At 38.0% G+C, this 23,324-nt stretch carries 24 protein-coding genes; 13 read left to right on the forward strand and 11 right to left on the reverse strand.

What is annotated here, in order from left to right; translation table 11 throughout:
- Window positions 1-111: 111 nt before the first annotated feature.
- Window positions 112-762, reverse strand: coding sequence for a 23S rRNA (uridine(2552)-2'-O)-methyltransferase RlmE (gene rlmE / locus C502_RS0100655; RefSeq protein ID WP_018676931.1), 651 nt, complete (start codon window positions 760-762; stop codon window positions 112-114).
- 231 nt (window positions 763-993) lie between these two features.
- Here rlmE and yhbY point away from each other — a divergent pair, with 231 nt between their 5' ends.
- Both yhbY and C502_RS0100665 read left to right on the forward strand, forming a co-directional pair.
- Window positions 994-1,320, forward strand: coding sequence for a ribosome assembly RNA-binding protein YhbY (gene yhbY, locus C502_RS0100660; RefSeq protein ID WP_023274485.1), 327 nt, complete (start codon window positions 994-996; stop codon window positions 1,318-1,320).
- A 5-nt stretch (window positions 1,321-1,325) separates the two neighbouring features.
- Window positions 1,326-1,862, forward strand: coding sequence for a DOMON-like domain-containing protein (locus C502_RS0100665; protein ID WP_018676933.1), 537 nt, complete (start codon window positions 1,326-1,328; stop codon window positions 1,860-1,862).
- Window positions 1,863-1,914: 52 nt separating this feature from the next.
- Here C502_RS0100665 and C502_RS0100670 read toward each other — a convergent pair whose 3' ends face one another.
- Entirely contained in the window at window positions 1,915-2,523 is a 609-nt protein-coding gene (locus C502_RS0100670; RefSeq protein WP_018676934.1) for a hypothetical protein, read from the reverse strand.
- Window positions 2,524-2,884: 361 nt separating this feature from the next.
- Between C502_RS0100670 and carA the strand changes: the two genes are divergently transcribed.
- The 3 genes from carA to greA all read left to right on the forward strand — a co-directional run bounded on the left by carA (window position 2,885) and on the right by greA (window position 7,840).
- Window positions 2,885-4,024, forward strand: a complete 1,140-nt coding sequence (gene carA, locus C502_RS0100675; protein ID WP_018676935.1) for a glutamine-hydrolyzing carbamoyl-phosphate synthase small subunit — start codon at window positions 2,885-2,887, stop codon at window positions 4,022-4,024.
- Window positions 4,025-4,038: 14 nt separating this feature from the next.
- Window positions 4,039-7,272, forward strand: a complete 3,234-nt coding sequence (carB, locus tag C502_RS0100680; RefSeq protein ID WP_018676936.1) for a carbamoyl-phosphate synthase large subunit — start codon at window positions 4,039-4,041, stop codon at window positions 7,270-7,272.
- Window positions 7,273-7,363: 91 nt separating this feature from the next.
- The gene (greA, locus tag C502_RS0100685; protein WP_018676937.1) at window positions 7,364-7,840 is read left to right on the forward strand and encodes a transcription elongation factor GreA; all 477 of its coding nucleotides are present in this window, start codon (window positions 7,364-7,366) and stop codon (window positions 7,838-7,840) included.
- 105 nt (window positions 7,841-7,945) lie between these two features.
- Here the strand turns inward: greA and C502_RS0100695 are convergent, their stop codons facing one another.
- Window positions 7,946-8,428, reverse strand: coding sequence for a hypothetical protein (locus tag C502_RS0100695; RefSeq protein ID WP_018676938.1), 483 nt, complete (start codon window positions 8,426-8,428; stop codon window positions 7,946-7,948).
- A gap of 498 nt (window positions 8,429-8,926) precedes the next feature.
- On the opposite strand from C502_RS0100695, the gene C502_RS0100700 reads away from it, so the two are divergent.
- Both C502_RS0100700 and C502_RS0100705 read left to right on the forward strand, forming a co-directional pair.
- On the forward strand, window positions 8,927-9,550 hold the full coding sequence (locus C502_RS0100700; protein WP_018676939.1) for a CatB-related O-acetyltransferase: 624 nt from the start codon (window positions 8,927-8,929) through the stop codon (window positions 9,548-9,550).
- Between the two features lie 211 nt (window positions 9,551-9,761).
- On the forward strand, window positions 9,762-10,199 hold the full coding sequence (locus C502_RS0100705; RefSeq protein WP_018676940.1) for a universal stress protein: 438 nt from the start codon (window positions 9,762-9,764) through the stop codon (window positions 10,197-10,199).
- Window positions 10,200-10,296: 97 nt separating this feature from the next.
- Here C502_RS0100705 and C502_RS0100710 read toward each other — a convergent pair whose 3' ends face one another.
- The 4 genes from C502_RS0100710 to C502_RS0100725 form a co-directional block, all read right to left on the reverse strand.
- Window positions 10,297-10,614 carry an MGMT family protein gene (locus tag C502_RS0100710; protein ID WP_018676941.1) on the reverse strand — a complete coding sequence of 106 codons (318 nt, stop codon included), beginning with the start codon at window positions 10,612-10,614 and terminating at the stop codon, window positions 10,297-10,299.
- A 215-nt stretch (window positions 10,615-10,829) separates the two neighbouring features.
- A complete protein-coding gene (locus C502_RS0100715) occupies window positions 10,830-12,329 on the reverse strand; it encodes a cation:proton antiporter (protein ID WP_018676942.1) in 1,500 nt (499 codons plus the stop codon).
- A gap of 261 nt (window positions 12,330-12,590) precedes the next feature.
- Window positions 12,591-13,484 (reverse strand): KPN_02809 family neutral zinc metallopeptidase, encoded by an 894-nt coding sequence (gene ypfJ / locus C502_RS0100720; RefSeq protein WP_018676943.1) that lies wholly within the window; start codon window positions 13,482-13,484, stop codon window positions 12,591-12,593.
- A gap of 38 nt (window positions 13,485-13,522) precedes the next feature.
- Window positions 13,523-14,446 (reverse strand): DUF808 domain-containing protein, encoded by a 924-nt coding sequence (locus tag C502_RS0100725; protein ID WP_018676944.1) that lies wholly within the window; start codon window positions 14,444-14,446, stop codon window positions 13,523-13,525.
- A gap of 189 nt (window positions 14,447-14,635) precedes the next feature.
- Between C502_RS0100725 and trpS the strand changes: the two genes are divergently transcribed.
- The 3 genes from trpS (at window position 14,636) to C502_RS0100740 (ending at window position 18,452) form a co-directional block, all read left to right on the forward strand.
- A complete protein-coding gene (trpS, locus tag C502_RS0100730) occupies window positions 14,636-15,649 on the forward strand; it encodes a tryptophan--tRNA ligase (protein WP_018676945.1) in 1,014 nt (337 codons plus the stop codon).
- 418 nt (window positions 15,650-16,067) lie between these two features.
- Window positions 16,068-16,712 (forward strand): YqiJ family protein, encoded by a 645-nt coding sequence (locus C502_RS0100735; protein WP_023274484.1) that lies wholly within the window; start codon window positions 16,068-16,070, stop codon window positions 16,710-16,712.
- A 30-nt stretch (window positions 16,713-16,742) separates the two neighbouring features.
- The gene (locus C502_RS0100740; RefSeq protein ID WP_018676947.1) at window positions 16,743-18,452 is read left to right on the forward strand and encodes a flotillin family protein; all 1,710 of its coding nucleotides are present in this window, start codon (window positions 16,743-16,745) and stop codon (window positions 18,450-18,452) included.
- A gap of 78 nt (window positions 18,453-18,530) precedes the next feature.
- On the opposite strand, the gene C502_RS0100745 is transcribed toward C502_RS0100740, so the two are convergent.
- The 4 genes from C502_RS0100745 to C502_RS17970 all read right to left on the reverse strand — a co-directional run bounded on the left by C502_RS0100745 (window position 18,531) and on the right by C502_RS17970 (window position 20,810).
- On the reverse strand, window positions 18,531-18,770 hold the full coding sequence (locus C502_RS0100745) for a hypothetical protein (protein ID WP_018676948.1): 240 nt from the start codon (window positions 18,768-18,770) through the stop codon (window positions 18,531-18,533).
- A 384-nt stretch (window positions 18,771-19,154) separates the two neighbouring features.
- Window positions 19,155-19,619, reverse strand: a complete 465-nt coding sequence (locus C502_RS0100755; RefSeq protein ID WP_228129314.1) for a lipase family protein — start codon at window positions 19,617-19,619, stop codon at window positions 19,155-19,157.
- A gap of 326 nt (window positions 19,620-19,945) precedes the next feature.
- Window positions 19,946-20,137, reverse strand: a complete 192-nt coding sequence (locus tag C502_RS0100760) for a hypothetical protein (RefSeq protein ID WP_018676951.1) — start codon at window positions 20,135-20,137, stop codon at window positions 19,946-19,948.
- A gap of 1 nt (window position 20,138) precedes the next feature.
- The gene (locus tag C502_RS17970; protein WP_018676952.1) at window positions 20,139-20,810 is read right to left on the reverse strand and encodes a hypothetical protein; all 672 of its coding nucleotides are present in this window, start codon (window positions 20,808-20,810) and stop codon (window positions 20,139-20,141) included.
- 197 nt (window positions 20,811-21,007) lie between these two features.
- On the opposite strand from C502_RS17970, the gene C502_RS0100770 reads away from it, so the two are divergent.
- From C502_RS0100770 to C502_RS18580, 3 genes are read left to right on the forward strand one after another with little or no spacing between them, the layout of a single operon-like run.
- Window positions 21,008-21,274 carry a helix-turn-helix domain-containing protein gene (locus C502_RS0100770; protein WP_018676953.1) on the forward strand — a complete coding sequence of 89 codons (267 nt, stop codon included), beginning with the start codon at window positions 21,008-21,010 and terminating at the stop codon, window positions 21,272-21,274.
- A gap of 2 nt (window positions 21,275-21,276) precedes the next feature.
- Window positions 21,277-22,140 (forward strand): MerR family transcriptional regulator, encoded by an 864-nt coding sequence (locus C502_RS0100775; protein ID WP_018676954.1) that lies wholly within the window; start codon window positions 21,277-21,279, stop codon window positions 22,138-22,140.
- Entirely contained in the window at window positions 22,095-23,312 is a 1,218-nt protein-coding gene (locus tag C502_RS18580; protein ID WP_023274482.1) for a glycine zipper domain-containing protein, read from the forward strand. The genes C502_RS0100775 and C502_RS18580 overlap by 46 nt, the downstream gene beginning before the upstream one ends.
- Window positions 23,313-23,324: the final 12 nt, after the last annotated feature.

Below are 23,324 nucleotides of genomic sequence, written 5' to 3' on the forward strand. Positions count from 1 at the left end.
TTGATCATACCTAATCTTGGCTGACCTTCACAAAAACAGCAATGAATTTGCGTTGCAAAAAACTTAAAAGGTACAAAATGCACAATTTTTAACAACTTGGCAAGTACACTTTTATTGCAATGCCTTTTTACGACCTTGACCAATCAAAAAAACTTCTTTCGATCGAGCACGTGATGCCGCAGGTTTGGCTGTTTTTAATACATCAAAACTATCGACCACTTGTTTTCTAAACTCATCAAATCCTGAGCCTTGGAACACTTTAACAATAAACTGTCCGTTTGGTCCGAGCACTTTCTGAGCAAAATCCAAAGCCAATTCACATAAGTAAATCTGACGTGGTTGATCAACAGCCCTATTACCTGATGTATTGGGGGCCATATCTGAAATTACAACGTCTACTTGACGTCCATTTAAAATATTTAACAATTTTTCGAAAACTTCTTCTTCACGGAAGTCACCTTGCAAGAAAGTTACATCTGGAAGTGCATCCATCGGTAAAATATCTGAGGCAATCACTAATCCATTTGATCCAACCAGTTTACCTGCAATTTGCGACCAGCTTCCGGGTGCTGCACCAAGGTCAACAATCGTCATACCTGGTTTGATCATTTTATATTTTTCTTGGATTTCAAGTAACTTATATGCTGCTCGTGCGCGATAACCCTCTTTTTGTGCTTTCTTTACAAAAGGATCATCCAAGTGCTCTCTCATCCACACACGGCTGCTTTTCGACAATTTTTGATTGGTAATGCGCGTCGCCATAACTCACTAAATTTCAAAAAACTTCTGATTGATCATTGTACGTGAAAATTATTCTTATTACAGTACGGATGTAGTTCATTCACACGAACTTTTACAGATTTTTTCCGATCACTAGGATTGGTTGTTTTTCGGCAATTTTGCACAGATTTGTTTCAAGTGACTCTCTTCTGAATCTATCTTAGAATCAGGATGCAAGTTATACTAGGTCGTTTCTCGAATCAGGTATTTTTAATGGCGGCTTTATCTATCCATGAACGTAAGCGTTTACGTCAAATTGGTCATGCACTTAATCCAGTTGTAATGATTGGTAGCCAAGGTCTTACAGAAAACGTCATTGAAGAAACTCATCGTGCACTCAACGATCATGAACTGATTAAAGTGAAAATTGCGGGTGAAGACCGCGATGCACGTGCAGCAACCATTGATGCAATTGTTGAAGCAACAGGTGCAGAATCTGTACAAAAGATTGGTAAAATCGTTTTGCTTTATAAAAAAGCAGCAAAACAAAATCAACACCTGTCTAACTTAGTTCGTTTTGCGCATTTAAGTAACAAGTAATATCAATGGCAAGTTATGAACTATCTGCTTTTGATCGCTTTAGCGCCATTACTGTTGTTGGAGCGATTGAGCAACAAACGCCAGCAACATTAAATGTTGGTTTTTGGGTTCGTGACCCAAATCAATTTTTGATTTATCCAGACAAAGTTGCGGCACACCCGCGCCATGACTTTTTATGGGAACAGACCTGCTTTGAAATCTTTATTGGTGTGAAAGATGAGGATCTCTATCGTGAAATCAATCTTTCCCCCTCTCAGGCATGGCAAGTCTATCAATTTGAAGAATACCGCTATCCCGAAAATATGCCACCTGTTGCAGCATACGATATTGAACTGAACCATTTGCAACGTACACATTATGGTTTAAATGTCAGTTTAGATTTATCAAAATTTATGCAACAAAATAAATTAAAGTGGACTGACTTGTATCTTGGCTTATCGGCAGTATTGAATACCACTCAAGGACTGCAATATTTTGCAATGCAACACAGTGGTCGCCAAGCAGACTTTCACAATAAGCGAGATTGGTTACATCAATTTTAATCATAAAAAAAAGCGAGAAATAAATTTCTCGCTTTTTTATCTCTATCTGCAATTAGCTTGCGTGCACTTTATTCCAAGCTTCAACCGCTTGTTCTTTAGTACGCTTAAAGCTACCCACTAAAGTATCTTTATGCTTAACAGAAATCTGACTAATGTCATCTTTAAGTTCTTTGCTAACTTTAGTTAAGTCTTCAATCAAAGCATTCAATTCTGTTTTCAACGCAGCTGTTAACTCAACCAAGTTACCTTGTGATGAATTCAATTGTGTTTTAATTACATCAATGCGTTGTAGAATATCTTGCTTGATTTGGGCAAGCTGATTTTGGATATTTTGATTGAGTTCTTTCGCTTCAGTCTCAATTTTCTCTTGAGTTTCAGCTAAAACCTCTTTCACTTGCTCTTGAGTTTCAGCAATGACTTCTTTCGCCTGCTCTTGAGTCTCAGCAATCACTTCTTTTGCCTTTGCTGTTTTTTCTGCAACAACTTCTTTCGCCTTTGCAGTTTTCTCAGCAACCACTTCTTTCACTTCAGCAGTCTTTCCAGCAACAGCTTCTTTCACTTCTGCTGTTTTCTCTGCAACCACTTCTTTTGCTTTCGCAGTTTTTTCAGCCACAACATCTTTCACTTCTTCAGTTGCTGCTGTTGTTTGATTCTCAGCCATTTTGTTTCCCCTCTATATTGATTGTTAATTTTTTGGCTAAATATAAGATAAAACGCTTTATACTCAGACCATTAAAAAATTGTCTAACAATTTGCACAATATCTCATGATATAGATAGAAGAATGACTGATTTTGCAATAGACACAATATGAACCAAACAGATAAAAGAAAATATGCGATTACTTACTTTAATAAATAAAACACATAGACTTTTCACACACTCATGCGTATAATGCGCTGTTAAGTTACAAGCGAGCAGACTGGAAGGAGGGGCGTGTTTTTAAAGGACAGCCTACCTTTTTTTATGTCTACTCGCTTTTTTACAGCCCTATTTTTGTGGTTTTAGTTCAGGAGCTTTGGTTTGAGCACCCCCGCCATTTTAGCCCTCGCAGATGGAACGATCTTTAAAGGAACGTCTATCGGTGCGCCAGGAAGTACGACTGGTGAAGTCGTTTTTAATACAGCCATGACTGGCTACCAAGAAATTTTGACTGACCCAAGTTACGCGCAACAAATTGTGACGCTGACTTATCCCCATATTGGAAATACAGGCTGTAATAGCGAAGACGTTGAATCTGGTCGCATCCATAAAGTATGGGCGAACGGTTTAATTATTCGTGATCTTCCTTTATTACATAGTAATTTCCGTGCAGAACAATCACTCAGTGAATACTTGGAACAACATAATGTTGTTGCAATCGCTGATATTGATACGCGTAAATTGACACGTATTTTACGTGACAAAGGCGCGCAAAATGGTTGCATCCTTGCTGGTGAAAATATCACTGAAGAAGAAGCAATTGCGAAAGCACGTGCATTCGTTGGTTTAAATGGTTTAGACCTTGCAAAAGAATGCTGTGATCCTGAAGGCTTTGAATGGACTGAAGGTTCTTGGACTTTAGGTCAAGGCTTTAGCCAACCAGAATTTAAATTTCATGTTGTTGCATACGATTATGGTGTCAAAACCAACATCTTACGTATGCTTGCAGACCGTGGCTGTAAACTCACTGTTGTGCCTGCACAAACCCCTGCTGAGAAAGTTCTCGCTTTAAATCCAGATGGCGTATTCTTATCAAATGGTCCTGGTGATCCAGCAGCATGTGATTATGCCATTGCAGCAGTAAAAACCATTGTTGAAACCACAACTTTACCTGTTTTTGGTATTTGTTTAGGTCACCAAATTTTGGCGCTCGCTTCTGGCGCGAAGACGATGAAAATGAATCATGGTCATCACGGCGCAAACCATCCTGTACAGAACCTTGAGAATGGTACAGTGATGATTACTTCTCAAAACCACGGCTTTGCTGTCGATGAAAGTACTTTACCTGCAAACTTAAAAGTGACACATCGTTCACTGTTTGATGGTACAAACCAAGGTATCCATCGCACTGACAAACCAGCATTTAGCTTCCAGGGTCACCCTGAAGCAAGCCCTGGTCCACATGACTGCGCTCCATTGTTCGATCATTTCATCGAACTTATTGAAGCATCTAAGAAGTAATTAAGGAGCGAATAATGCCTAAACGTACGGATATTAAAAGCATCTTAATTATTGGTGCAGGTCCAATTGTGATCGGTCAAGCATGTGAGTTTGATTACTCAGGTGCGCAAGCATGTAAAGCACTTCGTGAAGAAGGCTATCGTGTTATTTTGGTGAACTCTAACCCAGCAACCATTATGACTGACCCTTCAATGGCGGATGCAACGTATATCGAGCCGATCACTTGGCAGACTGTTGCACAAATCATTGAAAAAGAACGCCCAGATGCTGTCCTCCCAACCATGGGTGGTCAAACTGCATTGAACTGTGCGCTTGCATTAGATGCCAACGGTATTTTAGAAAAATACAATGTTGAGTTAATTGGCGCATCAAAAGAAGCGATTGAAAAAGCAGAAGATCGTAAACTTTTTGATATCGCAATGCGTAAAATCGGTTTGGAATGTCCTCGTGCCGATGTTGCTGAAACCATGGAACATGCACTGGAAATTCAGTCACGTTTTGGTTTCCCAGTAATCATTCGTCCATCATTTACGATGGGTGGTTCTGGTGGCGGTATCGCATATAATAAAGAAGAATTTATTGAAATCTGTGAACGTGGTTTCGATCTTTCTCCAACCAAACAATTATTGATCGACGAATCTTTAATTGGTTGGAAAGAATACGAAATGGAAGTTGTTCGTGATAAAAACGACAACTGTATTATCGTATGTGCGATCGAAAACTTTGACCCAATGGGCGTACACACTGGTGACTCAATCACAGTTGCTCCTGCTCAAACATTGACAGATAAAGAATATCAAATCATGCGTAATGCATCGGTTGCTGTTCTTCGTGAAATCGGTGTTGAAACAGGTGGTTCAAACGTTCAATTCGGTATTAACCCGAAAGACGGTCGTATGGTTGTGATCGAGATGAACCCTCGTGTTTCTCGTTCATCTGCGCTTGCATCTAAAGCAACAGGTTTCCCGATTGCGAAAATCGCGGCAAAACTTGCGGTTGGTTACACCCTTGATGAATTGAAAAATGACATCACAGGCGGTATCACACCTGCAAGCTTCGAACCAGCTATTGACTATGTTGTGACGAAGATTCCTCGCTTTAACTTCGAGAAATTCCCACAAGCTGAGCCTGTATTGACGACTCAGATGAAATCTGTGGGCGAAGTCATGGCGATTGGTCGTAACTTCCAAGAATCAGTACAAAAAGCACTTCGTGGTCTTGAAGTAGGTGTCAGCGGCTTTGACGAAAAAGTTGAAGTTGGGGCAGCCAATGCCAAAGACATTATCTTAAAAGAGCTTAAAGTTCCTGGTCCTGAGCGAATTTGGTACGTTGCTGATGCATTCCGTCATGGTTTCTCATTAGATGACGTATTTGAAGCGACTAAAATCGATCGTTGGTTCTTGATCCAAATCGAAGATATCGTTAAAGCTGAAGCTCAAGTGAAAACTTTAGGTTTTGGCGACTTAAATGCTGACAATATTCGTTCATTCAAACGCAAAGGTCTATCTGATCTTCGTATTGCGGATTTGATGGGTATTTCACAAAAGCAATTCCGTAAACAACGTTGGAACTTGGGTGTATATCCAGTTTACAAACGTGTTGATACTTGTGCTGCTGAGTTTGAATCAGACACTGCTTACATGTACTCAACTTACGATGAAGAGTGTGAAGCAAATCCATCGAACCGTGACAAAATCATGGTGATTGGTGGTGGTCCAAACCGTATTGGTCAAGGGATCGAGTTTGACTATTGCTGTGTACATGCTGCCCTCGCAATGCGTGAAGACGGTTATGAAACCATCATGGTGAACTGTAACCCTGAAACAGTTTCGACTGACTATGACACATCTGACCGTTTATACTTCGAGCCAGTAACACTTGAAGATGTACTTGAAATCGTTCGTATCGAGAAGCCTAAAGGTGTAATCGTACAGTACGGTGGTCAAACACCATTAAAATTGGCACGTGCTTTAGAAGAAGCAGGTACACCAATTATTGGTACATCTCCTGATGCAATTGACCGTGCAGAAGACCGTGAACGTTTCCAACAAATGATTCAACGTTTGCAACTTCGTCAACCGAACAACAGCATTGTAAAATCTGCTGAAGAAGGTATTTCAGAAGCGGCTAAAGTCGGTTATCCATTGGTTGTTCGCCCATCTTATGTATTGGGTGGTCGTGCAATGGAAATCGTCTATAACGAAGATGAGCTAAAACGCTACCTTCGTGAAGCAGTTCAAGCATCGAATGAAGCCCCTGTCCTACTTGACCGTTTCCTTGACGATGCAACAGAAGTTGACGTGGACTGCGTATCTGACGGTAAAGACGTTGTGATCGGCGGCATCATGCAACACATTGAACAAGCGGGTATTCACTCAGGTGACTCAGCATGTTCAATTCCTCCTTACTCTCTTTCACAAGAAGTTCAGGATGAAATGCGTCGTCAAACTGTTGCAATGGCAAAAGAACTTGGCGTCATCGGCTTGATGAACGTTCAGTTTGCGGTGAAAGGCAATGACATTTATATCCTCGAAGTGAACCCACGTGCATCACGTACTGTTCCATTCGTTTCTAAATGTATTGGTGATTCTTTAGCGAAAGTGGCTGCACGCTGTATGGCAGGTCAATCTTTAGAATCTCAAGGATTCACTAAAGAGATCATTCCTACTCACTTTGCTGTGAAAGAAGCTGTATTCCCATTCTCTAAATTCCAAGGCGTTGATCCAATGCTTGGGCCTGAGATGAAGTCTACAGGTGAAGTCATGGGTGTTGGTCAAACTTTTGGTGAAGCATTCTATAAAGCCGTACTCGGTTCAAATGAACGTTTACCAGGCTTACCAACTGAAGGCGAAGTGAAGCATGCTTTCTTGTCGGTTCGTGAATCAGATAAGAAATACATCGCTAATATTGCGAAACAGTTAATTGCTTATGGTTTCAAACTTGTTGCAACTAATGGCACACATCGTGTTCTGAAAGAAGCAGGCATTGAATGTGAAGCTGTCAACAAAGTCACTGAAGGTCGTCCACATATTGTAGACCGCTTGAAAAATGGTGAGATTCATCTTATTGTCAACACTACTGAAGGCAAACAAGCTCAATATGATTCTGCAATGATTCGTCGTGCTGCCCTACAAGGCAAAGTGTATTACACTACGACAATTAATGGTGCAGAAGCTGTTTGCCAAGCATTTGCTGTGAAATTGCCAATGGATGTATACCGCTTGCAAGATTTACAAACTGTAGGTTAATTCTTTACCGATAAGTCCCGCCACCTTATCGGTGGCGGGCTTTTTCTTTTTTTTAATCCTGTATTTTCCCAACCAATTTAGAGGGACTGAAATGCAACGTTATCCTATGACTCCTGAAGGCAAGGTTGCCTTAGAGAAAGAATTACAACAGCTCAAAACAGTGGATCGCCCACGTATTATCCAAGCGATTGCGGAAGCTCGTGAGCACGGTGACTTGAAGGAAAATGCTGAATATCATGCTGCTCGTGAACAACAAGGTTTCTGCGAAGGTCGTATTCAGGATATCGAAGGTAAATTGGGCGCAGCTCAAGAGATTGATGTCAAAACCCTTGAACAAAACGGTCGTGTCGTGTTTGGTGTTACGGTGACCATTGAAAACCTAGATACTGAAGAGCGTAAGACCTATAAAATTGTAGGTGATGATGAGGCAGATTTTAAAATCAATAAAATCTCAGTAAACTCGCCAATTGCTCGTGGTCTTTTAGGTAAAAGCGAAGGCGACGAAGCAAAAATTCAAACACCACAAGGTGAAGTTGAATACGAAATCGTCAGTGTGGAATATCTTTAATATTCTAAACTGAATTAGCCCCTCTATTTGAGGGGTTTTTCTTCTCAGTTATTTTTCTTTTGTTAGCTTTTAAAAGCTTAGTATTCATTTTCACTCCTAAGAGTTTTAATCATAATCTATATTGCGAGATTTTAGAAATGAATGACTCTTTTCAATCTGTGGAATAAAAGAATCTTTCATTCCAACTCTTTCATCATCCATAAAGATGCAAAGGAAATATACCCATTCGGTATCATCCATTCCTATTGCTTTATCAATGACTCGATCAAAAGAATCTTTTAGTTTATAAATATCTATCTCAGCTAAATATCCATACAAAATTCTAGAGCCAGGCCAATTTAGATCCATAAAACCCTCTAATAACTGATCTAAGTTTTCTTCTATGATTTCTCGTGGAAGATATGGAACCATCATCGTTAAATTTTCCCATTCAGAACCACCATACGGTTGAATTAATGCAGAAAAATCTAACTCTTTACTTCTCAATTTTCTTTTAATTTCAAATACTAAATTAATTAAATCATGTATATATAAAGGTTTTTCACCAATAATTTTTAAAATTGAACTTTCATTTATTGGTTCAATCATTAACGCTTATCCTTTTGTTATAATTCAGATATTGTATATTTATAAATGAATTCAGTTCAATATTATTTTTCCTTTAAATCCATAATTTTATTCCCAATAACATCGATCAGATTAAATATGCAAAATTTACTCAATTATATCAAAAATGAATTTTTGACCGATTGAAGGGTTCTTTTGTTTCAAGCATCCTATTTCTAAATACAATAAAAATTAAATAAAGAAATGCAAGATCGACTGATCAGTACCATTATGTATGCGATCACTGGAATAATCCTATGGATTGCTGTTGCAATCGCATGAGCTTTCCACATCAATCTTATGACCGATGCAGTACTGATTATTCTTAATACTGCTCTGCTCTAAGCCATTATGGGGTTTGATTTCCCAATCAAATTGAATGTTTGTTGATTTGGTTTTAGAAATTTTTCTTCAACTAGCGTTCTCTCCTGATATAAAAGCTATAATAGCGCAGATTTCTTTTAGTATTTTGTCTTAGTTATGGATTCATTGATCAACTCCCCTGTTAAACATTGGTGTGAATTCGAATTTATTTCCAAAACAGTGAAAAATCCAAATATCCATATCAAAGGCAATTATTCTTATTATTCTGCTTATTGGGATCAAGGCTTTGAACGATGTGTAGTTCGCTATTTACATGATAAAGCCTCTACAGCTGAGAAGCCGATTGATCAACTCCATATCGGTAATTTTGTCTGCTTTGGTGCTGAATGCATCATTATGATGGGTGGTAATCAACTCCACCGTCCTGATTGGATATCAACCTTCCCCTTCGATACACGGAGTTTTCTGCCTGCGGGTGACACTGTAATTGCCGATGGCTGCTGGATTGGTAGCCGTGCCATGATTATGCAGGGAGTAAAATTAGGTGAAGGCGCTGTCGTGGCCACAGGTGCTGTTGTCACCCAAGATGTGCCACCTTATGCGATTGTTGCTGGTGTTCCAGCTAAAGTCATTAAATACCGCTTTTCTGAAGCAGATACTGAAAAGCTACTTTCACTTAAACTTTATGAGCTAGATGAAAAGCAGATTTTAAAAATGCGTGAAGAATTGCAGACGGATCAGCTTGGAAATTTATGTTCATATTTAGACCAAAGTCTATAATCTTTCCAAATCTAATATTTACCTTAAAAATTTAAAAAAACAACATGTTTTTCAATAAATTGAATACATAAAAACATCTTTAACACCTCATTATTCTTATGAAATTACTAGGTTTTATTATGCTACTAATAAGTTTAATATGAAAACATAGATCTTATTTTAAACAAAAATTTAGAACCGAATCAAAGTGCAATAATAAGGAGTAATAAACATGGGTTATCAAAAAATCTTAGTCGCAATCGATGACTCTGAAATCTCTGACAACGTCATTCAACAAGCAGCTCAACTTGCAAAAGCGCTAAATAGTGAAATTACTTTGGTTCAAGTGATGACCTTGGACCCATATTTGGCAGATGCATACTTACGCATGGGTCAAAGTAATGAATTGATCGAACGTGTTCGTAGTTATGTTCAAGAAAATTTAACCAAAGCTGAAAAGAAATTTGAAGCTTTAGGGCTCACGGTGGCTACGCAAGTGCTAGAAGGTTTTTCTGTAAATGGGGAAATTATTAGTGCTGCACAAAACTTAGGTGTTGACCTGATTATTATGGGTTCACACGGGCGAACTGGTTTCAAAAAATTTATCTTAGGTAGTGTAGCTCAAAAAGTTTTGGGCGAAAGTCATATTCCTGTTTTAGTGGTACGTTAAATATTCTGATTTTTAGTTTTAAATAGCATCGCAACTCGTATGAAACCTTAAATTTCATGCGAGTTATTTTTTGATTATTGAGTTTTTCATTTAAAGATTAAGGCTGCCAAACAAAAATTTTTAAACTAACTTTACCATTAAGTAAGTAAATACCTTCTTGCTCCAACAAGCTCTGCTGCACATTCTCACCTTGCTGATTGATGCGAGTCACACTGATCTTTCCTTGTGAGTTAATCACTCGATACCAAGGGATTTCACTACTCTTGTCTAAATGCTTCAAAACATAACCCACTAACCGAGCGTGCTTAGGCAAACCTGCTAATTTTGCAATTTGACCATAGGTTGCTACTTTTCCATACGGAATCAAAGCGATAACTTCTAATATCTGTCGATGTAGTTCATTGGTATCTTGCATAAAATAACCTATAAAAATCTGATACTATGATTAAAACGACACTTAAAAGCTTAAACAAGAAATAAAATAACTCATGTATTTAGAGAATAAAAATGCAGCTAAAAATGATTTGCCTAAATTTTACGTCACTGACTCTTAAAATAGGAATAGTCTCTATTTTTGCTTTCACATAAAGAAGAAATCATACTTCTCCATAGACTTAAATACTCAAGCAATTAAAAATTATCAGGATTTTCCAAACGTCGTACTTCTTCTCGTTTATTTGGGTGATGTACAGTTGCTACACCATCATCGGATTTTTTATCTAATAAAATCTCAGGATTATAGATGGTTATGGTTTCTTTACCCGATACATCCTCACCAACAATGTACTTAAAACCTCGACGATTCATCTTATTACACAACTGTTGATAAAAACCCTTAAACCCTTCTTTTTGCTCATCAGGGTTATAATAAAAAGTATTCATCACTGCCGGTAGCCCCAAACCACATACAACACCAGATAACAGCACAGTAATGAATGTATATCCAATCAGAATGCTACTATATGCATTCAACTCAGGAATGTTTGCAACGGCTAAGATCAATGCTAGTGAAATTCCACCACGAACACCCCCCCATGACAAGATGGTTAAGCTTCCGTTATAGCTTTTATTACGAAATGAAGGAAATAAGGCAAAAGCCGAAAAGTTTGCTGCAAATCTAGATAGATGGAGGATCAAGAAGGAAATAATCCCGCCAATAATCAAATTTATACTCAAATCTAGAATAAAAAGCTCTAAACCAATTAATGTAAAAAGAAATGAATTAATAATTCCTTCTACTGTATGCCAAAAATGATTAACCTCACGAATTTCACGTTGTTCACGGATTTCTTGCCATTTATTACCCACAATTAAACCACCAATCACACAAGCAATTGGTGCAGAAGCATGTGCAAATAAGGCAACTAAATACGAACCACTGGCAAGTAACGCTGTCGTTAAAATTAACGACTCCATCTCATGCTTACCACGTAACAAACGCAAGATACCAAAACCGAAAGCAAAGCCAATAATGACCGCAACAAAGATTTCATATAATAATGTTTCAACTGTTGCCACTAATGAAAAGTGTTCACCTTGTAAAACTTTCAATAAAGTCATAAATAAAGCAATACACATCGCATCATTAAATAAAGATTCACCCTCAAGTTTTACAATCAGATGATGCGGTGCCCGAATAGAACTTAATACGCCTTTAATTCCTATCGGATCTGTTGCCCCTAAAGCTGCACCTAACAGTAATAGAACAGAAATTGGAACAGGATAACCCACAGCCCATTGGAATAAATATAATATTCCTGCATAAAACCCAGCACATAATACCAATGCAATCGTCGCCAATATGCTGATTGGTTTCCAATAATTACGTAGATCTGAAATTTTAAATTTTAATGCCGATGAGGTTAAAATAAAGCAAATAACACCATTAATTAAAAAATCATAAAAATCAATTTCACGTACTGCCGCTTCAATATTATGAATATTAATCGTCACAAATTCATTACCGTTTAACAAACTCGCGCCCCACTGCAAAATAAAAACAAAAATTGCAGATACAATTGGAACACCAATTGCTTGAGGAAAGCCTAAAATCCGTTTATTAAAAATGGTGGTTGCAATGGATAATGCAAAAATTACGGTGAGCGCCTGTAATAGAAAATAATTACCCATACAACCTCTTATTTATTTTCAACAAAATGCTTTACTAAAATTTAGTGTTCATAAAATTTATGCGTGAATGATTCTATAATTGAATGAAAAATGAACGTCTATACGGCAATTCGTTTATCGTTATTGGGCAATAAATGATTGAGATACAGTAATAATAGACTTATCATCCTCAGTTCAGTATAGATCAAATAATTTTACGTTATTTTTTCTTGTCATTCGTATATCTTCCGTATAAAAATCAAGGATAAATATCAATCACTTTTATTTAAAAGTATCACATTGATTGATATCACCCGATTTTAAACCTGTCTCAAACCAATACATGCGCTGTTCACTACTACCATGTGTAAAGCTATCTGGTACAACTTGCCCCGTAGCTCGGCGTTGTAAGTAATCATCACCAATTTTCTCCGCAGCATCCATCGCTTCCGCAATATCTCCTTGCTCTAAAAATTGGGTGCGCTGCTGATTTTGATGCGCCCAAACACCAGCAAAACAATCGGCTTGTAATTCCAAACGAACAGACAGCTGATTTCCTTGTTTTTGGCTAGATTTTGATCGGGCTTGTTGAACTTGACCAGAAATACCCAATAAATTTTGAACATGATGTCCGACTTCATGGGCAATCACGTAAGCTTGAGCAAAATCTCCAGCTTGATCTTGACGAGCAAGTTCAGTTTGATTCTGCTCGCCTGAAATACCCATTTGCTGACGCATCTCTTGAAAGAAAGCTGTATCAATATAAATTTTCTGATCTGCTGGGCAGTAAAATGGCCCCATCGCTGCTTGTGCTGTGCCACACCCTGATTTAACGACACCACTAAACAAAACCAAATGCGGTGTTTTATAAGTCACACCCAGTTGTTGGAAAATCGGTGTCCACGTATCCTCGGTATCAGCAAGAATAGTTCCAACAAAATCACTCGCCTCTTTCTGCTCAGCAGTTAAATTTTGTGGTGCAGTGCCTTGCTGTGAAGATTGCGCACTAGTGACCGCTTGGGTTGCTTGATAGGCTTGTTGTGGATCAACGCCAAAGAATTTCCATGCAACAAAAGCCACGACTAAACCTAAGATGCTAATACCACCTGCTTTTGCTCCGCCACCACCACGACGATCTTCAACATTGGTACTGACACGGCGACCTTTCCAACGCATAGCTACCTCACATTATTATGATGATGACAATTTTTGAATTAAGCAGATGCTTTTGACCACACTTTCTGAATCAACATAACAATCATTAATACGATTGCGCCTGCAATAAAACCAATCGCTAAATTCATTAATGTTGGGGTCAATGCACCAATAATTGAACCAAAACTCGGAATCAGTTCCAAATGATCAACCGTTTCTTCTGTAAAATGATGCAATAAGGGAATGGTATGGGTAATAATACCACCACCGACTAGAAACATTGCGACTGTCCCAACAATCGATAACGTTTTCATTAGAATTGGTGCAAAAGCAAGTAAGCCACGACCAATCTTATTTTTAAATTCAGATGCCTGTTGTGTTAAATATAAACCTAAATCGTCAATTTTCACGATCATTGCAACTAAACCATATACCCCTACAGTCATGACAATTGCAATAATACTTAATACGGTCACTTTAGTCATAAATGCTGCTGTAGCAACAGTACCTAATGAAATCACTACAATTTCAGCAGACAAAATAAAATCAGTACGAATTGCACCTTTGATTTTTTCTTTTTCAAATTTTTCTAAATCTACTTCAACTTGTTGCAGGCTTTCATTTGCTTCTTCAGCCGTTTCTGCTTTTTTATGATGCAGCATATGTACAACTTTTTCTACACCCTCATAGCATAAAAATAAACCACCGATCATAAGCAAGGGGTTAATTAACCAAGGGGCAACCACACTAATCAATAATGCTAATGGAACTAGAATCAATTTATTAACAAAAGAGCCTTTGGCAACACTCCAAACAACAGGTAATTCACGATCAGAACGCACACCACTAACTTGTTGAGCATTCAAAGCTAAATCATCACCCAATACCCCTGCGGTTTTTTTAGCTGCCATTTTACTCATGACCGCAACATCATCTAAAATCGTTGCGATATCATCGAGTAACAATAATAAACCACTCGCCATTTTTATTTCCTAGTTTGTATTTATCAGCGTATTGTAAGGTGCATTTAAGTATTTTTTATATTCAGAAACAGAAATTTCTTTGATTATTTTTTGTAGGCACGTTTTATTAGGTTTACCCGAATCATAACAATATGCCGTACAATATAGCGCATTGTATATTCATTAAATGATTAAATTTTGGAACATATCATGAGTAATATTGATCAACGTCCAATTATTTTGACGGGCGACCGCCCTACTGGACAACTTCACCTTGGGCATTTTGTTGGTTCATTGCGTTCTCGTGTAGGTTTACAAGACAGCCACCATCAACATCTCTTACTTGCCGATGCTCAAGCACTGACAGATAATGCTGATAATCCAGATAAAGTTCGCAATAACATTCTTCAAGTTGCATTAGATTATTTAGCGGTTGGTATTGATCCAACGAAAACTACGATTTGCGTCCAGTCATGTTTGCCTGCACTCAATGAACTCACCATGCTATATCTAAACTTCGTGACTGTTGCACGTTTAGAGCGTAATCCAACGATTAAATCTGAAATTCAAATGCGTGGTTTTGAACGAGATATTCCAGCAGGATTTTTATGCTATCCCGTCGCTCAAGCTGCAGATATCACGGCATTTAAAGCAACTGTAGTGCCTGTTGGTGAAGATCAAATCCCGATGATCGAACAGACCAATGAAATCGTGCGTCGTATTAACCGTCAAATCGGTCATGACTTATTGCCAGAATGCAAAGCCTTATTATCAAATATGGGACGCTTACCTGGTTTTGATGGTAAAGCAAAAATGTCTAAATCTTTAGGCAATACTATTGTGCTGAATGCTTCTGATAAAGACATTAAAAAAGCAGTCAATGCCATGTATACCGATCCAAACCACTTACGTATCGAAGATCCAGGTCAAGTTGAAGGCAATATTGTATTTACCTATCTCGATGCTTTCGATACAAACAAAGAAGAAGTTGAGGAATTAAAAGCGCACTATCGTCGTGGTGGTTTAGGCGATGGCACAGTGAAGAAACGTTTAGAAGGTGTGCTTAAAGAACTCATCACTCCAATTCGTGAACGTAGAGCCGAATTAGAAAAAGATCCTGACTACATTATGGATATTTTAAAACACGGTACAGATAAATGTCGCGATATTACCCAACAGACATTGGATGAAGTAAAGGCGGGTTTAGGTTTATTTAAATTTTAATTTACGTTACTTTTACACTAAAAAGCCTATTTATTAGGCTTTTTTTTATTTAAGCATTTGATTTGAGTTCAATTTAAGAACTTTTAATACTCACCGAAAAACTAACATTTTTTGTCACTTATTAACATCAATTAACAGTAATTTACATGAATACCCATGAAATAAGTCAAGCTTTTTTATAATATAGCGATGTAGGTTAGTAAACACTAATCTCATGACATTTCTCCTTTCAACCGAAACTGTTTTTACAGATTCGTTGTTCTACGCAATGATCACCCCAATCATTGCGTATTTTTTTGTCTGCAATAATGTTGTTAATTTAGGTTGAAATTAAATCAACTTAGACTTAATCTGATAACTAATTTATTTTTATAAAATTTTTCTTAAATTATCTTTAAAAGAAATAAGAGTAAAACTGATGATATGGGACTTATTAATACACCCTTCAAATATTATTTTTAGCATTTCATTAATGTTATGCTTATTTATTGGCATACTTGAATTAATTTTATTGTTATTTGGTGGTAGTTCTAGTTTTATTGATCAGTTTTTACCAGATAACTTGGTTGAAGGAGATCACACCAATACTTCAATTGAAATTCCTGACAATTTATTTACACAATTATTAGAATGGCTCTATTTAGGTAAAGTACCTCTTCTAATCTGGCTAATTATCTTTTTAACGGTCTACTCACTCACAGGTCTCATTATTCAAGATATTTTTGCCCATCTCACTGATCAGTATTTATCAGTCTGGCTTATTGCACCAGCTTGTTTATTTCTATGTATGCCTATGGTGAGAGCGAGTGCAGCCCTGATTGCTAAAATTATTCCAAAAGATGAAACCACAGCCATTCATAGTGATGAATTAATAGGGCGAACAGCGCAAATCATTTTAGGAGAGGCAAAACCAAACTCTCCAGCCCAAGCCAAAGTCAAAGATCAGTTTGGTCAAACCCATTATATTTTAGTAGAACCAGAGCTGGATATTACCTTCCGTCAAGGTCAGGAGGTAGTTTTAACGCAGAGAACAAAAATTGGATTCCAAGCGATTACCACTTAATTTATATATTTACGATATGAGGAACTTTAAATGTTGAATTCAGCATTGACTGAAATTTTAATTATTACTGGTATTATTTTTGCCGCGCTTATTTTCATTGGTGTTGTGATTGCTCGCCTATACACCCGTTCAAGTAAAGAGGTTTCTTTTGTACGAACAGGTTTTGGCGGCGAAAAAGTAATTTTAAATGGTGGCGCAATTGTCCTTCCTGTTTTACATGAAATTATTCCAGTAAACATGAATACCTTACGTTTAGAAGTCAAACGTGCAGCCGATCAAGCATTGATTACACGTGATCGTATGCGTGTCGATGTCATGGCTGAGTTCTATGTTCGTGTAAAACCGACTGCTGAATCGATTGCCACAGCAGCCCAAACGCTTGGACGTAAAACCATGTCTCCACCAGAACTGAAAGATCTGGTGGAAGGTAAATTTGTCGACTCTTTACGTGCCGTTGCTGCCGAAATGGCTATGGAAGAACTACATGAGAAACGTGTTGATTTTGTGCAAAAAGTTCAACAAGTCGTATCAGAAGATTTATCTAAAAATGGTTTAGAACTTGAAACTGTTTCTTTGACAGGTTTAGACCAAACGAGTTTTAAATTCTTTAATCCTCAAAATGCCTTTGATGCGGAAGGCTTAACCAAACTCACTGAAACTATTGAAGATCGTCGTAAAAAACGTAACGACATTGAACAAGATGCTGACTTGGCGATTCGTGCAAAAAATTTACAAGCTGAGCGCGCACGTTTAGAAATCTCTCGTGAAGAGGAATATGCCAAGTTACAACAAGAGCGTGAGATTTCAATTCGTAAAGCAGAACAAACTGCTGAAATCGCATCGCAAGAAGCAGGTAAAAAACGTGAGGCTGAAGAAGCTCAAATTGCTGCTGAGCGTGAAGTGGAACTAAAACGAATTGCTTCTGCTCGTGATGTAGAGAATGAAAATATCCAAAAAGCTCAGTTGATTCAAAAAGCGCAAGTTGAGCAGAAGAAAACCATTGAATTGGCTGAACAAGATCGTGCGATTGCGATTGCGGAAAAATCTCGTGCAGAATCAGAAGCCAAAGCCCAAGCCGATAAAGCCCGAGCTGAAGCAGTAAAAGCAGAAGAAGAAGTTGTGACAGTTCGTGAAACTCAACGTGCGGAACGTCAAAAAGCGGTTGAATTGGTTGCAGCTAAACAGACGGCAGAGAAAGAAGCAATTGCCATTACTGTTGCTGCGGAAGCAGGTAAAAAAGCCGCTGCCGATGAAGCAGAAGCTGTGCGTATCGCTGCCGAAGCGGATGCTGAAAAAATCCGCTTAAAAGCGAAAGGTGAAGCAGATGCTAAAATTTTGCTTGCTCAAGCTTTAGAGAAACAGTATCAAGTTGATGCAGAAGGTGCTCGTGCAGTCAATGAAGCCGCCAATACCCTTTCTGCTGAACAGGTTGAAATGCAAGTGCGCTTGGCATTGCTTAAACATTTACCAGAAATCATTCGTGAAAGTGTTAAACCAATGGAAAATATTGATGACATCAAGATTTTACAAGTGAATGGTTTAAGTAACTTTGCAGGTGGCGGTACTGTCGGTAGTGATGGCACTGAAAATGGTCAAATGTCTTTGTCTGATCAAGTGGTGAATAGCGCCCTACGCTATCGTTCACAAGCACCACTCATTGATAGCTTAATGAATGAACTTGGCTTACAAGGTGGTGATATCAATGGTTTAACTCAAGGGTTAAAACCAAAAGCTGAGTAATTGTTTTTGAGCTAGAAAGAGTCTTATGAATAAGGCTCTTTTTTCATCTAAAAAATATAAATAGATAACTAGTGGAGCTTAAGCATCATTTAAAAAAATTAAGATTTTCTTCAATTCTAAAATTACCTCATCTTCATCATACATGTACTCACCGCCTCCACACACATATGAAGCTAAAATTAGAATCATATTATTTATCAACTCTTCCTCTGACTTCAAATCATCAAGAAGAACTTCTATTCTTTGCGCATTCTTAATAGATATATCTTTTTTATCTATAAACTGCTTAATACTATAAATTAATTTGTCTTTAATCATTTATCTTATCCTAGGACTAATTACCCCGTCGTTTTGTTACTGTTAATCGGTGTGATGAAACGAGGTGAATTAAGAAGTTGACTCAATCCCAGCCAACAAAGCAGTCATAAAAACACGTTTATCAATAATTTCATTATCAAATGCTAGTTTAATACGATCAAAGAACGCAATAAAATCTTCGTCGGAATCCAAAATTGTTGCATGAAGTAGAGTGATTAGTCGTTGTTGTAAAACCTGAGAGTATGTATTGAACTCTGGTAAACAACCTTAATCTTTAAATGCAGGAAACTCTGATTACTCAAGCTAAACACTTTGGTTTCCAATACCCCACACCTAATTAAATGGTGACAACGTGATAAATACGTTAGAGTTCAGGCTCATAGATTAAGGAATTTGATTTGAAAACCGAGCATGGGTATCTTTGCAATTAATGCGTTGAATGATGATTTGTGCAACTTGTTTACTAGATGGAAGTAGGCTATGGATGATAGGTAACTTGACTTGGTCTGTAAGCCAATCTGCACTCACCTCAGATAACGAGACGATGCCATCATTGAATTCTTTTCCAAATGGGCTTAACTTTCCTGAAAGCCCTTTAATACCAGCAATGCCTGTAGTCGAATGTTTAGAGCATGGAATGGCTGCCATTCTCTCTATCGAACTAAGAAGGTGACCACAGTCACGTGTGACTGAACGGAACAAGATGTTTTTATGGAACCGCTGAGCAAGGTGACATGCCTTAATCGGAGAACCGAGCAAGAAAACGTGTTTGGGCTGGTTTGTTCCTGCTGGGAGCGAACTTAGAGCGGAGCGGATTAGCACTCCTCCGAGGGAATGACCTATCAGCACATAGTCCCCCTTTGCTGCGATTTCTTCAATCCATCTAGTCAAGCGAACTTGAATTTCAGAAAACGATTGTAAGCTTACAGAATAGCCGAAGCACCTAGTTGTAATGCCAGCCTTTTTAATGTGGCGAAGCATTGTGTGAGTTACTGGTTTAGTTTGCACTTAGCTTGTGGCGGGATGAGACGGGATGAAGCGGGATGAGATGGGATGAAACCATTGAAGCGTAAGAGTTTGAGGATTTTTTAAGAGGATAAGGCTGGATCATGGCTTTATCCTTTTTTTTGCACTGGATTAAAGCTATCTTGTGCAAAAATAGACGTTTTCTTTTTTTATTTTGCAGCGTTTTTTAAATAAACTGCTTGCAAACAAGTTTCTAATAATTCCTTAGCATTTTCTTTGCCGTTCATAGTCGTGAGTTCTATTTTACAGCCTTTATGCTCGAATTTTAACATGGTTTGAGGTTGGGTATCTCCTTTTGTATGGTGGTCTAAGAATTGCAGAATGTTTGTTCTCTCAGGCATATTATGCGGCTTTCCTAATAATGTCCGTAACGGTCTGTCTAATACCGTCCTTGTCCTGAGAATTTACACTATATAATGTATAAATTGCTATTATTAATAAGGTTTTTTTATCAACTAACATCATTTTATGTAGTCTTTCTAAACATTCTTCTACTTCATAGATCACATCATTCAATAACTGCTTGTTATATGGCTGTTTTTCTTGGTCAATCAAGATTTCATAAAGCATAAGAATAAATTCGGCTTTAGGCTTTGGCTGCATAGTAAGATGCTGTTCTCTAAGCTTTTTTTCTGTTGTTTCTAATGCGGTTTGTAGCATGGCTTTATCTATAGCCGTCGTAATCTTTAAGCCCTCTTCTTCTATGATCTGTGGCTCTACCAATGTGGTTTGTTCTTGTTGAACTACTGGAACAACATCCGTAAATGGCTCTCCTATTCCTGTCACTAACCAACCAGGGTTTGCACCTGTAGCCTTACATATTTTTTCTACAGTAGTTTGATGGAAGGATTTTCTCCCTTCTACCCATATTCCAGTAAATGTGCCTTTTGATAGCCCCACCCGTGTTGCAAAACTATATGGTTTTTCAAGTTCATCAGGTGTCATAAGAACTTTTATACGATCTTTTAATGGATTCTCTAGTTCTGAATTACTTTTAGCTTTATTAGAACTCATAACACATAATTCCTTTATTTTAAGAACCAAAATAAGTTGTTGATAATATTGAATTTTATAAAATCCAATAAAAATTAGTTCTTAATTGAATTAAGAACTGTTGACAGTTCTTTTTTAAGAACTTATATTGTCGTTAGATTCATTAAACAATGATTCTAACAGGTCAAAAAAATGCCTAACAAGGCGGGGAGTTCAATATGGGAAGTATGCAAAACCCAAAAGAACAGTTCTGGGATAAACACGCAATCAAAGCAGCTATTTACAGAAAAGGTAAGACTTTAGCTGATTTAGCTCATGATAACGCAATGCCCGAAACAACTTTACGCAGTGCTTTAATAAAACCATGCAAAAGTGCAGAGCTTGTTATTGCTAAATTTTTAGGAGAACCACTTTATGTGCTTTTCCCTGAACGATGGACTAGCAATAACAAGCGTATTTACCCTCGTTATAGCGAGCGAGTGTAAACATGAAAACTCATTACAGTGTAACCGAATTACTTGAATTAGAGCTTGATGGCTTACCTAAAAGTCAAAAAGGATTAGACAAGTTCTTAACACGGAACAATTGGAAGTATAGAGAAGTTCCTAGCCGCGGGAAAGGGGGTATTCGTCGAGAATACGAACCTAATGCCAATTTTAAGAACTTAATCATATCTAAAGTTCTTAAAAGCAAAAATCTAACTGCAACTGTGGAATTAGAAACAGGGCTAACTGAAATTAACCCATCACAACCAATTCAGTCAGCTAACCAGCTAAGTAATTGGCAACGTGAGATCGCGGAAAACCGTTTGTATGTCGTGCGTTTCTTGCAGCAGCAAGTGAATCAGGGCGCACAGATCACACGCACAATTGAGCAATTCATAACTGATGCAACTATCCGTAAATTATCGCCAGAGTTGCAGGAGGCTGTTTCAAAAGCAAATGCTAAGTCGGGTGATAGCCGTGTAGTTAGTCGACGTACTGTCATTGATTGGGTTAGCACTGTTAAAGCTGCTGAAGAAAAGAATATTAACGCTATCAGCGTTTTAGCTCCCAAAGAACGAGCTAAGAAAGATATTCCCGATTGGGCTGAACCTTTGCTTAAACTTTGGGCAAAGCCACAAAAACCAACTTTAGCGGCTTGTTTGGAATTATTGCCGAGCTATTACAGCGGCAAACAACCAAGCTACACACAAGCATGGGGTTTTATCAAAAAGCTTGGTGCAGTCTCTCGTGAAAAAGGTCGTATGGGTAGCCGTGATATTAAGAATATTAAGGGCTTTATTCGTCGTGACAGCTCTGATCTATGCGTGATCTATATAGCTTATTTTCTCAAAACCACTTCGCTTTAAGCATTGGCAAATATATTAAATTGCAAGATGGAGATCCAATCAAAAAGATCGGTTTAAAAGGTAATCGAACAGGATTTGATATTACGACATATCTAGCAAATCAAAAATTAAAAGGCGTTGATACAGTTACAGCAACAGTCATGCTGATGAATCGACAACTATCTAAAAATAAGCGTTTTGTAGAGCTACAGAATCAAATTGCAACGGCTGAAAAATCAGGCGATCAAAGTAAAGCAATTGCTCTAAAAACTGAAGCGATGAATATTGTTGCTGCTGGAGAGTTCGGTAAAATTTTCCATAATCAGCAATCATTATCAGGCTTAATGTCGATTATTGCGGGTCTAAATAATGGAGATTTTGAGCGAATTTCACAACAATCATGGAATGGCGAAGGCAGTAATGAAAGAGTTGCAAAAGAAAAATCATTTATTGAACCCGCCCAAGCCCACGCCTTAGAACAAGAAACAATTCTTGCAACGATCAAAGTTTATGATCAGGTCAAAGGTACACTTGGAGAATTTGAAAGTGGTTTGAAAGATACAATGCAAGCTAACCAAGCTTTAGCAGCTTGGGCAGTTACAGCCGCAGGCGCTCTTGCTGTTCTAGCCGCTACTGGTGTCGGTGCGAGAATGGGCGGCGGTTTGGGGGGTGCTGGAGCTGGTGCAGCAGGTGCTTTAGCTGGTGCAAAAAAATTGCTAGTTCGTGGTGCTGTACCTTTAACTGTAGGTCTAGGTGCGTATCAATTATATGATACAGCACAAAATGACTCGCTCTCGCAATATCAAAAAAACGTTGATTACTCTAAAACCGTTGGCGGTACTAGTGGCGCATTAGCTGGTGCTGCTGCGGGTGCAGCATTGGGTTCAGTTGTTCCCGTCCTAGGCACTTTAGTTGGTGGGCTTATTGGTGGCGGTTTGGGATACTGGGCAGGATCAGAAGGTGGTGAAGCTTTTGGTGAATATTTTAATGAGCAAAATGGAATTATGGAAAATCAATCACAACTTTTAGAAGAACAGAATAAACAAATGGGGCAAGTAGTTAAAGAACTACAAAAGCTACCCAATGCACTGAGCGGTGCAATCAATGTTAATTTTAGCAATTTTGGCTTAAATACTGGTAATCGTGAGGGTGCAGTTCCGACTAAACCTTTGGTTTTTCAAAACCCTTATTGATATAGTGTTTTC

It is taken from the genome of Acinetobacter tjernbergiae DSM 14971 = CIP 107465 (genome assembly GCF_000374425.1).
GTDB lineage: Bacteria > Pseudomonadota > Gammaproteobacteria > Pseudomonadales > Moraxellaceae > Acinetobacter > Acinetobacter tjernbergiae.